Source organism: Pseudomonas asplenii (assembly GCF_900105475.1).
In the GTDB taxonomy this organism is placed as follows: domain Bacteria; phylum Pseudomonadota; class Gammaproteobacteria; order Pseudomonadales; family Pseudomonadaceae; genus Aquipseudomonas; species Aquipseudomonas asplenii.
This window is the reverse complement of the sequence record NZ_LT629777.1, coordinates 4,701,605-4,716,167: the sequence shown is the minus strand read 5'-3', so window position 1 is coordinate 4,716,167 and position 14,563 is coordinate 4,701,605. Positions and strand designations below refer to the sequence as shown.

1 protein-coding gene (only partly in view) is annotated in these 14,563 nt (G+C 63.2%); it reads right to left on the bottom strand.

The features are described 5' to 3' along the window. Window positions 1–371: 371 nt before the first annotated feature. On the bottom strand, window positions 372–14,563 hold the 3' portion of the coding sequence (locus BLU37_RS20970; protein ID WP_090208471.1) for a non-ribosomal peptide synthetase. It continues 2,188 nt past the right edge of the window; the window shows 14,192 of its 16,380 coding nt (coding positions 2,189–16,380); its start codon lies off the right edge, out of view; the stop codon is at window positions 372–374.

The following is a 14,563-nucleotide window of genomic DNA, read 5'->3' as shown; positions in this document are numbered from 1 at the left end:
CGAATAACCTGCTGTTTATCATTTCGGAGAGGGTTGAAGACCCAAATGCTCGGTGTCGGAGACAGCGTTGACGCGATAAAAATAGAAGTGGCTTCGAGGTTCGAAGACGGCACGGGAACTCGGGTGCAGGCCTGACCGGACTCGTGGCGGCAAAGGCTCACGATCCACTGATACAGGCCAAATATCCCCATTCGCCATGCTCCCCACAGGCCTCGAAAATTAGAGCATCCACCGGGGACTGTCTGTCATGGGAAGCAGGGACAAGCCCTGCTCCCGAGAGGAGCCGAGCCATTCGGAATGTCGCGAAGGGGAACAGGAGGGAAAGACCACGGCCCGACCGATTGCCGATCGGTCGGGCCGTGGTCGATGCTTCAGAAACGGCGTTTGCGGTTAAGCGTCGGCACCTTCGCCTGCGGTACCTCCACCCGTTGTGTCGTCCCCACCGACGCGGCCACCTGGGCCAGCGTCGGCTGACCGAACAGCACCCGCACATCGGCGTCCAGGTTTGCCTGACGCATGCGCTCGATCAGGCTGACCGCCAACAGCGAGTGCCCGCCCAACTCGAAGAAGTGGTCATGACGCCCCACTCGCTCGACCTGGAGCAGATCGGCCCAGAGTGCCGCCAGCCTGATCTCGGTTTCGCCCACCGGAGCCTCGTAGGCACGCGAGGCGTAGGCATTGCTATCCGGAGCCGGCAAGGCCTTGCGGTCCAGCTTGCCGTTGGGCGTCAGTGGCAACGCGTCAAGCGGCACATAGGCAGCCGGCAGCATGTAGTCCGGCAACAGTCCTTGCAGATAAGCCCGCAGACTGCCGCTATCCGGCACAACACGGGTGTTGACCGGCGTGAAGTACGCCACCAGACGGGTTTCTCCCGGCACGTCCTCGCGAGCCATCACGACCGCTTCCCGCACCTCGGGGTGCTTGGCCAGGCGCGCATCGATTTCGCCCAGTTCGATGCGGAAACCACGGATCTTCACCTGGTCGTCGTTACGGCCCAGGTATTCGATATTGCCGTCGGCCAGATAGCGACCCAGGTCGCCAGTGCGGTACATGCGAGCCGTTGTGTCCTGGCTGAATGGATCCTGGAGGAAACGTTCGGCAGTCAGGTCATCACGGTTCAGGTAACCACGGGCTACGCCGGCACCGCCGATATAGATTTCACCCGGTACGCCTAGTGGAACGGGCTGTTGTTGCTCGTCCAGCAGGTAGAATTGGGTGTTGCCCACCGGTTTGCCGATATGTGGAGCGAAGCCTTCTTCGCGATCCATCGCCACCCAACTGGAGTAGGTGGTGGTTTCCGAAGGGCCGTAGAGGTTGCACAGGCGTTGGACGCCGGTTTTCTCGAACAGCGATTCCACCAGGCTGCGTTTCAGCGCTTCGCCGGCCACGTTGACCGTGTGCACTGTTTTTGGCAGACCATCGACCTCCAACAACGCCTTGAGCGCAGAAGGAACCGTGTTGATCAAGCCGATATCGTGCTCACCGTGTTGCAGTTCCAGAACGTTTTTCACCACCTCGATGCTGCCGCCGCAAGTCAGCGGTGCAAAACACTCATAAACCGCCAGGTCGAAGTTCAGCGAGGTCGAGAACAGGGTCTTGTCCAGCGCGGCGTTATCGAACGCCGTATGTGCCCAAGTCAGGAAGTTCACGGTGTTGCGGTGTTCGATCATCACGCCCTTGGGCAAACCGGTCGAACCCGACGTGTAGATCAGGTATGCCAGGTGCGCCGAAGTCAGACCCGGTACCTGTGGATTCTGGACGGATTCGTCCTGCCAAGTGCCCTGATCGAGATTGATCACAGGCACCGATACGCCGGCCAGCAGCTCACGGGTAGCGTTCTGAGCCAAGACCACGGCCGGGGCACTGTCCTGCAGCATGTAGGCAATGCGTTCCGCCGGGTAAGCCGGATCCAGCGGCACATAAGCGCCACCTGCCTTGAGAATCGCCAGCAATCCCACAACCATCTCGCTGCCACGCTCGACACAGATACCCACTCGCGAATCCGGCTGCACACCTTGCTTGCGCAGGGCATGGGCCAAACGGTTGGCCTGTTCGTTAAGCTCGCGGTAGCTGAGCTTCCTGCCCTCATGGATCACCGCCAGCGCATCCGGGGTGTTCCCCACCTGCGCTTCGAACAACCCATGAATGGTCTGTGCCTGCGGGTACTCCAGCGCGGTGTCGTTGAGCCCGAACAACAACTGCTCAAGCTCCGTCACCGGCAGCACCGACAGCCGTGCCAACGGAATGTCTGCACGCTGTTCCAGGGCACCGGCCAGACTTTCCAGCGCCGCCTGCATATAGCCGCAGACACGCCGTGCATCGATACCGGCAACCGCCTGAGCGGTCAGGCTGAAGCCCACGCCGTCATCGTCCACCGACAGGGTCAGCGGATAGTTGGTACGCTCGGCCCCGCCCTGGCTTTCGATACCCTGCCAGGTATCGAGGACCTGCTGGCTGACTTCACCGCCACCATGGCGATAGTTGAGCAAGGTGCTGAACAGTGGCGTCGGGGCCGGTACCCCGCTGCAACGCTGAGCCAACGCCAGGGAGGCATGCTCATGGCCAAGCAGCGCGGTCAAGCGGCCATGGGCGGCCTTGAGCGCGGCCCGGGTGTCCAGTTCGCCCAGGTCCAGACGGAGTGGCAAGGTGTTGATGAACATCCCCAGTGCCCGCTCGGCACCCTCGCCGCCTTGCATCCGGCCCAGCAACACGGTGCCGAACACCACTTTTTCGCGCTGACACAACCGTCCCAGTACCAGCCCCCAAGCCAGGTGCGCCAGGCTCGCCGGGCTGACACCGGCCTGCCGGGCTCGAAGACGCAGGCGTCGGGACAGATCTGCGGTCAGGCCCAGATGAGCCTCGGTGATCGCCTGCTCCGTGCCACGAATCTCCTGCTGTTCGAACGGCAGGGTCGGCTCATCGACATCGCCGAGCATCGTGCGGAAGAACGCTTCATGCTCCTGCTGGCTGATACCCAGGCGCGCCTGGGCCACATAGTTGCGATACGGTACGGCCGGTGCCAGCGACTCCGCCTGGCCACGCAGGAACGCCTGCATTTCCTGTTGCACCACCGCGAGGGTGGTGTGGTCGATAGCGATATGATGGAACAGCAAGATCCCCACCCAACGCCCGCCAGACGCCTCTTCACTGACGGCCAGGTGCAGCAACGGTGCCTGTTGCAAATCGAGGCGGTAGTGCGTCGGCGCGAAGCGTTGCAGCAGTTGCGCCGACAGCGCTCCGTCGCGCGGGTCGAGCCCGAGTGTCTCGACCTCCAGCCGCGCATGACGCCAGACCACTTGCAACGGTGCCTCAAGCCCTTCCCAGGCGATCGATGTACGCAGCACATCGTGGCGCTCTATCACACGTTGCAGTGCCTGGATGAAGTCGTCCAAACGGCTGTGGCTGTCGAAGCTGAACTGCGATTGCAGTACATAGGGGTCACCTTCACCGGCGGACAGGTGATGGAACAGGATGCCCTCCTGCAACGGCGACAACGGATAGATATCCTGCACGTTCGCTGCACCGCCCGGCACGTTCGCCACCACCCGGTCGATCTGCGCCTGGGTCAGGCTGACCAGCGGCAACAGCTCTGGGGTGATGTACTCACAATCCTCGGGAATCAGATTGGCCGGTACCTCGACTTCGCTACTGCCACCGACTGCCGCTGCCAGCGCCGCCAAGGTCGGCTGGCCGAGCAGCACACGGACATCGGCGCCCAGACCGGCTTGACGCATCCGCTCGATCAGCGTGACCGCCAACAGTGAATGCCCTCCCAGCTCGAAGAAATGATCGTTGCGCCCCACCCGCTCGACCTTGAGCAAGTCGGCCCAGATGGCGGCCAGGCGCTCTTCGGTCAGGCCTTGCGGCGCCTCGTATTCGCGGCTGAATGCCGAGCCGTCCGGTGCCGGCAGTGCCTTGCGGTCGACTTTGCAGTTGGGCGTCAACGGCAACGCTTCGAGTTGCAGGTAAGCCGTCGGGATCATGTACTCCGGCAGCGCGCCTTGCAGATGCTCGCGCAGGTCCTGAATCTCCAGCACATTTTGCGGCTGGCGTGGCGTGAAATAGGCCGCCAGGCGTTTCTCACCCGGGTTGTCTTCGCGCGCCACCACCACACAATCCTTGATCCCGGGATACGTGGCGAGACGGGCCTCGATTTCGCCCAGTTCGATGCGGAAACCGCGAATCTTCACCTGGTCGTCGTTACGCCCCAGGTATTCGACCGTGCCATCCGCCAGGTAGCGCGCCAGGTCGCCGGTACGGTACATGCGCCCGTCATTGAACGGGTCGTCGAGGAAACGTTCGGCGGTCAGGTCGTCGCGGTTCAGGTAGCCGCGGGCCACTTGCACTCCTCCGATGTACAGCTCGCCCGCGACGCCCAGCGGCACCGGCTGCCGGTTGTCGTCCAGCAGGTAGAGCCGCGTGTTGTCCATCGGTTTGCCGATCGGCACCATGGCCGAATCGCCGTGTTCATCGACGCGCGCGACACAGGCCCAGATCGTCGCCTCCGTCGGACCGTAGAGGTTCCACAACTCACGGCTGCGCGCCAGCAGCTCGCGGGCCAGGTTGCGCGGCAGGGCTTCGCCACCGCAGAAGATCCGCAGGTCCTGCTTGCCGGTCCAGCCACTGTTGACCAGCATTTGCCAGGTGGCCGGAGTCGCCTGCATCGCGGTGATCCGCTGCTCATCGAGCAGGCGCTGCAAGTGCAGGGCATCCACGGTCGCCTCGCGGGAAGCCAGGACCACGCAGGCGCCGTTGACCAGGGTCAGGTACAGCTCGAGCGCGGCGATGTCGAAGGAGATCGTGGTGACCGCCAGCAAGCGATCCTGCGGCGCAAGACCGAGTTCGCGGCCCATGGCGTGGAGGAAGTTGCTCAAGGCCCGATGGCTGATCTGCACGCCCTTCGGCAACCCGGTGGAACCGGAGGTGTAGATGACATAGGCCAGGTGTTCCGGGTGCAGTGCATTGCGCAGGTCGGCTGGCGCCGGGTTCTGCTCGGACTGCGCGTGGAAGCCTTCGCGTGCGGCCAGTTCGGGGTCGAGCAACAGTACCGGCACGCTGCCGGTTGGCAGGAACGACTGCAAGGCTTGCTGGGTGAGAATCGCCGCTGGGGCGCTGCTCTCCAGCATGTAGGTCAGGCGATCGCGCGGGAAGTACGGATCCAGCGGCACATAGGCAGCACCGGCCTTGAGGATGCCCAGCAGCCCGGCGAGCATTTGCACACTGCGGTCGACACAGATCGCCACCCGGTCATCCGGGCCTACGCCCAGCTCGATCAGGCGATGGGCGATGCGGTTGGCCTGGCGGTTAAGCGCCTCATAACTCAGGCTGCCCTGCTCGTCGACGACGGCAACCGAATCGCCACACTTCGCGACGCGGGCTTCGAAGAGTGCGTGCAGGGGCAGGTCCAGCGGGTAGTCGACCGTGGTGGCATTGAAGCCCTCCAGCAACAGCTGGCGCTCCTCGTCCGGCAACACCGGCAGTGTCTGCAACGGCGTGGCGCTGCCTTGTTCCAGTGCTTCGACCAGGCTGAGCAAGGCCTGCTGCATATAGACACAGATTCGCTTGGCCGCGATCACGGGAGCGGTCTGGGCGGTCAACAGGAGATCTTCACCCAGGTCGTCGACGTTGAGGGTCAACGGATAGTTGGTCCGTTCCTCGCCACTCAGCGACTGCATACCCTGCCAGGCGCTCTGGGCCTGCTCGGTCACGGTCAGGCTGCTGTGGCGATAGTTGAGCAAGGCGCTGAACAGCGGCGTCGGCGCGGCCACGCCACTGCAACGCTGGGCCAGTGCCAGGGAGGCATGTTCGTGGCCAAGCAATGCAGTCAATTCGGCGTGAGTGGTCCTGACCCCTTCGCGAGCGCTTCGACCGCCGAGGGCCACGCGCAACGGCAAGGTGTTGATAAACATGCCCAAGGCCCGGTCGGCGCCCTCACCGCCCTCCATCCGGCCCATCAATACGGTACCGAAGACCACATCGTCGCGAGCCGAAACCCGGCCCAGCACAGTGGCCCAAGCCAGGTGCACCAGGCTCGCCACACTCACCCCCGCCTGCCGGGCCTGAACCCGCAAGCGTTGGCCCAGGGCCACACCCACGGCCAGGTGGGCCTCCTCGATGCCCTGTCCATCGCCCTGGACCTGCTGCAAGCCGAACGGCAGGGTCGGCTCGTCGATATCACCCAGGCGTTCACGGAAGAAGCGTTCGTGCTCTTCCTGGCTCACGCCCAGGCGCGCCTGGGCCACATAGTTGCGATAGGGGATCGGCGTTCCCAGTTGCGCCTGCTGCCCCAGCAGGTAGGCCTGCATCTCATGTTGCAGCACCTCCATCGCGGTGTGGTCCATTGCCAGATGGTGGAACAGCAGCATCGCCAGCCAGCGCTGGTTCGGCTCATCCCAGGCCTGAATCAGATGCAGCATCGGCGCCTGGCGAATATCCAGGCGATTATGCCGGGCGTCGAAGCGCTGATGCAGTTGGGCCGCCACATCACCGTTCTGCGGGTCCACCTCAAGGCTTTCACGCACCAGCGCGGCCTGGCGCCAGACCACCTGCACCGGTTCGTCCAAGCCTTCCCAGACCAGCGCGGTGCGCAGGATGTCATGGCGCTGGATCACAAACTGCAAGGCCGTGACGAAATCGTCCAGACGCGCCAGGTTATCGAAGGCAAACTGCGCTTGCAGCAAATAGGGATCGCCACGTTCAGCGCTGATATGGTGATAGAGGATACCCGCCTGCAACGGCGCCAGGGCGTAGATATCCTGGACGTTGGCAACACCACCCGGCACCGTGGCCACGATCCGCTCGATGGCGGCCTGGTCGAGGCTGATCAGCGGCAGCATGGCCGGAGTAATCTGCTCGCAGTCTGCCGGAATGATATTGGCCGGCACCCGGATTTCGCGACCGCTACCCACCGCCGCCGCCAGGGCGGCCAGGGTCGGCTGGCTGAACAGCACGCGTACATCGGCGCTCAAACCGGCCTGGCGCATGCGTTCGATCAGGCTGACCGCCAGCAACGAGTGTCCACCCAGTTCGAAGAAGTGGTCGTGGCGACCGACCTGCTCGACCTTGAGCACCTCGGCCCAGATCGAGGCCAGCAGACTTTCCACTTCGCCTTGTGGGGCTTCGTAACCGCGGCTGATCAGCGCTTGTGCGTCCGGCACCGGCAGGGCCTTGCGATCCAGCTTGCCGTTGGCCGTCAACGGCAAGGCATCGAGCTGCACATAGGCCGCCGGCACCATGTATTCCGGCAGCGCGCCTTGCAGATGGTCGCGCAGGCTTTCGATTTCCAGAACGGTTTCGGACTCGCGCGCCGTGAAATAAGCCACCAGGCGCTTATTGCCCGGCTCATCTTCGCGACACAGCACCACTGCGTCCTGAACCTCGGCATGCTCGGCCAGACGCGCCTCGATTTCGCCCAGTTCGACACGGAACCCACGAATCTTCACCTGGGCGTCATTGCGTCCCAGGTAATCGAGGTTGCCGTCGGCACGCCAGCGAACCAGGTCGCCAGTGCGGTACAACCGTGCATTCGGCTCTTGGCTGAACGGATCGGCGACGAATTTTTCTTCGGTCAGGTCATCCCGGTTCAGGTAACCCAGGGCCACGCCCTGCCCGCCAATGTACAGCTCGCCTTCCACCCCTTGTGGCACAAGCTGACCCTGGGCATCGAGCACATACAGACGGGTATTGCCCACTGGCCGGCCAATCGGAATTGCACCGTTGCCGACCGCAGTGATTTCGTAGGTTGCGGAGAAGGTCGTGGCTTCAGTCGGGCCGTAGCCGTTGAGCAGATGTTCGGGAGCACTGTGTGCCAGCACCCGCGCAATCACCGCCGGGTCCAGCACATCACCGCCGACGATCAGGTAGCGCAGGCGCGAGAACGCCTCGCCCAGGCCCGAAGCGTACTGATGGAACAGCCCGGCGGTCATCCACAGCACCGTCACCGAGTGTTCCAGCAACAGGCGCTGGAAGTTCACCGGCGTGAGCAGGTCATCCTGTCCGATCACCACCACGCAGCCGCCATTGAGCAGCGGCGCCCAGACATCCAGGGTACTGGCGTCGAAAGCCGGGTTGGAGGCAAATGCCACTCGGTCCTGGGCGTTGAAATCGGCATAGCCGTTGTTCAGCACCAGTCGGCTGATGGCTCGGTGTGGTACCAGCACGCCTTTTGGCGTACCGGTGGAGCCAGAGGTGTACATGATGTACGCCACGCTTTCGCTGGACTGGACAAGTCCCAGATCAGCCTGGTCGAGGTGAGACAGGTCCAGACGGTCCAGTTCTACCCGCTGCGCTGAAGTAGCCAGTGCAACCTGACTGTGGGTCAGCAGAGTTTTCGCCTGGCTGTCCTCGATCATGAATGCCTGGCGCTCGATCGGCGCGTTGATGTCCAACGGTACGTAGACCGCCGCGCACTTGAGTGCCGCCAACTGGCTGACCAGCAGGTCGTGGGAGCGCTCCAGCAGAATCGCCACGCTGTCACCCGGTTGTACGCCGAGGTCGCGCAGATGGCGGGCCAGGCGGTTGGCCCGGGTGTTGAGGTCGGCGTAGCTGAGCGATACGCCGTCGTGGATGGCCGCGCATGCCTCGGGGTGCTGACGGACCAGGGCTTCGAACAGGCCATGAACGGTTTGCGTGCGTGGGTAGTCGCGCTGGCTGGCATTGAAGCCCACCAGCAATTGCTCGCGTTCGGCGGCCGGCAGGATCGAAAGCTCGGACAGCGGCGTCTGGGGCGCCTGCTCCAGGGCTTCGACCAGATGGATCAACACCGTTTGCATATAGCCGCAGACCCGCTGCGCACCGATACCCGCGACAGCCTGCACACTCAGGCTGAAGTCTTCGCCCAGGTCATCGACGTTCAAGATCAACGGGTAGTTGGTCCGCTCTTCGCCGCCAAGGGTCTGGATACCCTGCCAGGCCTGCACGGCCTGCTCGGAAACACTGCCCACGGCGCTGTGCCGGTAGTTGAGCAAGGCGCTGAACAAGGGTGTCGGTGCGGCCACGCCACTGCAACGCTGGGCCAGGGCCAGGGAGGCATGTTCGTGACCGAGCAGCGCGGTGAGCCGCGCGTGGGTCGCCTTGACCCCGGCGCTTACACCTTGTTCGCCCACGGCGACCCGCAGCGGCAAGGTATTGATAAACATCCCCAGCGCCCGTTCGGCGCCCTCACCGCCCTGCATCCGCCCCATCAGCACGGTGCCGAACACCACATCCTGCCTGCCCGAGACCTGCCCCAGTAGCTGAGCCCAGGCCAGGTGATGCAGGCTCGCAGCACTGACGCCCAGGCGCCGGGCCTGGGTCCGCAGGCGCAGGGCCAGTGGACGGTCCAGCGCCAGGCTGCTTTCTTCGATATCGCGACCATCGCCCTGCACATCCTGCAAGCCGAACGGCAGAGTCGGCTCTTCCACTTCGCCCAGCATCTCGCGGAAAAAGGCTTCGTGCTCGGCCTGGCTCACGCCCAGTCGGGCCTGGGCCACGTAGTTGCGGTAGGACACCGGCACCGCCAGGGTTTCTGTCTCGCCGAGCAGCCAGGCCTGCATTTCATCGCGCACCACCTCAAGGGCGGTATGGTCCAGGGCCATATGATGGAACAGCAATATCGCGATGATCCGGCTATTGAGCGGATCTTCTGCATAGGCCACCCGCATCAACGGCGCCTGACCGATCTCCAGGCGATAGTGACGCGGGTCGAAACGGCTGTGCAGTTGTGCGCCGATATCACCAGCCGACGGGTCGAGTTCGAGCGCTTCAAGATGCAACCGCGCCTGACGCCAAACCACCTGCACGGGCGATTCCAAGGCCTCCCAGACCACCCCGGTGCGCAGAATGTCATGGCGATCGATCACACTTTGCAAGGCCTGGACGAAGGCATCCAGGCGCTCGCGATCAGCAAAGGCGAACTGTGTCTGGAGGACGTAAGGGTCCCCCTGCTCAGCCGCCAGATGGTGATAGAGAATGCCTTCCTGCAGTGGCGCCAGCGGGTAGATGTCCTGCACGTTTGCCGCACCGCCCGGCACGCTGGCGACAATCCGGTCGATGGCGGCCTGATCGAGGCTGATCAACGGCAGCAGGTCCGGAGTGATGTGCTCGCAGCCGGCTGGGATAGCGTTGGCCGGGACCACGATTTCACGTCCGCCCCCCACCGCAGCGGTCAGCGCTGCGAGGGTTGGCTGACTGAACAGCACGCGCACATCGGCACTCAGACCGACCTGGCGCATGCGTCCGATCAGGCTGACCGCCAGCAGCGAGTGACCGCCCAGCTCGAAGAAGTGATCGTGACGACCCACCTGAGGGACACCCAGCAACTCCTGCCAGAGAGTGGCGATCAGCGTTTCGGTTTCACCTTGCGGCGCTTCGTAGCCCAGGCTGACCAGCGCGCTGCCTTGTGGTGCTGGCAGGGCTTTGCGGTCGAGCTTGCCGTTCGGCGTCAGTGGCAGTTTTTCCAGTGCGACGTAAATGGCCGGGACCATGTACTCCGGCAGCTTTTCCTGCAGATGACGGCGCAGGCTGTCGATTTCTACCGAGGTGTGTCCCTCGGCCAGGGTGTAGTAAGCCACCAGGCGCTTGTCGCCCGGCACGTCTTCGCGAGCGGTGACCACGGCTTCGTGGATTGCTGGGTGTTTCGCCAGGCGCGCATCGATTTCGCCCAGTTCGATGCGGAAACCACGGATCTTCACCTGGTCGTCGTTACGGCCCAGGTATTCGATATTGCCGTCGGCCAGGTAACGGCCCAGGTCGCCAGTGCGGTACATACGTGCCGTTGTGTTCTGGCTGAATGGATCCGGGAGGAAACGTTCGGCGGTCAGGTCATCACGGTTCAGATAACCTCGGGCTACACCGGCACCGCCGATGTAGATTTCACCCGGCACGCCCAGCGGGACGGGCTGTTGGTGTTCGTCGAGCAGGTAGAACTGGGTGTTGCCGACGGGTTTACCGATATGCGGCGCGAAGCCGTCTTCGCGGTCCATCGCTACCCAACTGGAGTAGGTGGTGGTTTCCGAAGGGCCATAGAGGTTGCACAGGCGCTGGACACCGGTTTTCTCGAACAGCGATTCCACTAGGCTGCGTTTCAGCGCTTCGCCAGCCACGTTGACCGTGTGCACTGTTTTTGGCAGACCATCGACTTCCAAAAGCGCCTTGAGCGCCGAAGGAACCGTGTTGATCAAGCCGATATCGTGTTCGCCGTGTTGCAGTTCCAGAACGTTCTTCACCACCTCGATGCTGCCGCCGGACGTCAGCGGTGCAAAACACTCATAAACTGCCAAGTCGAAGTTCAGCGAGGTCGAGAACAGGGTCTTGTCCAGCGCGGCGTTATCAAACGCCGTGTGCGCCCAGGTCAGGAAGTTCACGGTATTACGGTGCTCGATCATCACGCCCTTGGGCAAACCGGTCGAACCCGAGGTATAGATCAGGTACGCCAGGTGAGCCGAAGTCAGACCCGGTACCTGTGGATTCTGGACAGATTCGTCCTGCCAGGTGCCTTGGTCGAGATTGATCACTGGCACCGACACGCCGGCCAGCAACTCTTGAGTCGCGGTCTGCGCCAAGACGACCGCCGGGGCGCTGTCTTGCAGCATGTAGGCAATGCGTTCCGCCGGGTAAGCAGGATCCAGCGGCACATAAGCACCACCTGCCTTGAGAATCGCCAGCAAGCCCACAACCATCTCGCTGCCGCGCTCGACACAGATCCCCACTCGCGAATCCGGCTGCACGCCTTGCTTGCGCAGGGCATGGGCCAGGCGGTTGGACTGTTCGTTAAGCTCGCGATAGCTGAGTTTCCTGCCCTCATGGATCACGGCCAATGCATCAGGCGTTCTCACCACCTGCGCTTCGAACAAGCCATGAATGGTCTGCGTCTGCGGATACTCCAGCGCAGTGTCGTTGAAGCCCACCAACAACTGCTCGCGCTCGGCGGCCGGCAAAATCGACAGGCCACTCAGTGGCGCCTCGGAATCCTGCTCCAGAGCATCCAGCAGTTGCTCCAGCGCCGCCTCCATATAGGCGCAAACCCGCATGGCGCCAACCTCGGCACTGACTTGCGCATTCAGGCTGAAGCCGTCGCCCAGGTCATCGATGTTCAAGGTCAACGGGTAGTTGGTGCGTTCTTCGCTACCGAGGCTATCGATGCCTTGCCACGCGTGCAGGGCCTGCTCGGAAACACTGCCCACGGCACTGTGCCGGTAGTTGAGCAACGCGCTGAACAGCGGCGCCGGTGCGGCCACGCCACTGCAGCGTTGAGCCAGGGCCAGGGACGCATGCTCATGCCCCAGCAACGCGGTCAGCCACGCATGGGTCGCCTTGACCCCGGCACGCACACCCTGCCCACCCAGGGATACCCGCAACGGCAAGGTATTGATAAACATCCCCAGCGCCCGGTCGGCACCCTCGCCGCCCTGCATCCGGCCCATCAGTACGGTACCGAAGACCACATCCTGCTTGCCCGAGACCTGGCCCACCACCTGCGCCCAGGCCAGGTGATGCAGGCTCGCGGCGCTGACGCCCAACTGCCGGGCACGAGCTCGCAGCCGCAAGCTCAACGATGGCGAGAGAGCCCGGCTGGCCTCCTCGACCGCGTGACCGTTGCCCTGCACATCCTGCAAGTCGAACGGCAGCGTTGGCTCATCGATATCGCCGAGCATCTCGCGGAAGAAGCTTTCATGTTCCTGCTGACTGACACCCAGGCGCGCCTGGGCCACATAGTTGCGGTACGGCACCGGACTGCCCAGTTGCGCGGCCTGCCCCAGCAGATGCGCCTGGATTTCATCGCGCACCACTTCAAGGGCGGTATGGTCCAGGGCCATGTGATGGAAGCGCAACATCGCCACCCAACGCCGTTGGCCCTCATCTTCGGCAAACACCAGTTGCATCAGCGGGGCCTGGGTCACGTCCAGCTGCGAGTGGCGGGTATCGAAGCGTTCCTTGAGCTGGCTCGCCACGTCACCGAGACGCGGATCCAGTTCCAGGACCTCGCGGTGCAGCCGGGCCTGACGCAAGACCACCTGGACCGGCTCCGCCAGGCCTTGCCAGAGCACGGCGGTGCGCAGAATGTCATGACGATCGATGACCTGTTGCAGTGCCTGGGCAAAAGCGTCCAAGCGCTCGCGGTCCGTCACGGTGAACAGCGCGTGAAGAACGTAGGGATCACCCTGCTCGGCGGTCAGGTGATGGTAGAGAATACCCTCCTGCAACGGTGCCAACGGGTAGATGTCCTGTATGTTTGCCACACCGCCCGGCACGCTGGCGACAATATGGTCGATCGTCGCCTGGTCAAGGCTGATCAGCGGCAGCAGGTCCGGGGTGATGCGCTGGCAGTCTGCCGAAATGGCATTGGCCGGGACCACGATTTCACGTCCACCGCCCACCGCGTTGGCCAGGGCCGCCAGGGTCGGCTGGCTGAAGAGCACCTGGACATCGACGCTGAGGCCGGCCTGGCGCATATGGCCAATCAGGCTGACGGCCAACAGCGAATGCCCGCCCAGTTCGAAGAAGTGATCATGGCGCCCCACCCGTTCGATCTTGAGCAAGTCGGCCCAGATCCGCGCCAGGATGATTTCGGTTTCGCTCTGGGGAGCCTCGTAGCCACGGCTGACTACCGCGTCGAGGTCTGGTGCCGGCAAGGCCTTGCGGTCCAGCTTGCCATTCGGCGTCAGCGGCAGTTTTTCCAGTGCGACATAGATGGCCGGGACCATGTACTCCGGCAGCTTTTCCTGCAGATGACGGCGCAGGCTGTCGATGTCCACCGAGGTGTGTCCCTCGGCCAGGGTGTAGTAAGCCACCAGACGCTTGTCGCCCGGTACGTCCTCGCGAGCGGTGACCACGGCTTCGTGGATCGCCGGATGTTTCGCCAGGCGCGCATCGATTTCGCCCAGTTCGATACGGAAGCCACGGATCTTCACCTGGTCGTCGTTACGACCCAGGTATTCGATATTGCCGTCGGCCAGGTAACGTCCCAGGTCGCCAGTGCGGTACATCCGCGCCGTTTTGTCCTGGCTGAACGGATCCTGGAGGAAACGTTCGGCGGTCAGGTCGTCACGGTTCAGGTAGCCACGGGCTACGCCGGCACCGCCGATGTAGATTTCACCCGGCACACCCATTGGGACGGGCTGTTGTTGCTCGTCCAGCAGGTAGAACTGGGTGTTGCCGACGGGTTTGCCGATATGTGGAGCGAAACCTTCCTCGCGATCCATCGCTACCCAACTGGAGTAGGTGGTGGTTTCCGAAGGACCGTAGAGGTTGCACAGGCGTTGAACGTCGGTTTTCTCGAACAGCGATTCCACCAGGCTGCGTTTCAGCGCTTCGCCGGCCACGTTGACCGTGTGCACTGTTTTTGGCAGACCATCGACCTCCAACAACGCCTTGAGCGCAGAAGGAACCGTGTTGATCAAGCCGATATCGTGCTCACCGTGTTGCAGTTCCAGAACGTTTTTCACCACCTCGATGCTGCCGCCGCAAGTCAGCGGTGCAAAACACTCATAAACCGCCAGGTCGAAGTTCAGCGAGGTCGAGAACAGGGTCTTGTCCAGCGCGGCGTTATCGAACGCCGTATGTGCCCAAGTCAGGAAGTTCACGG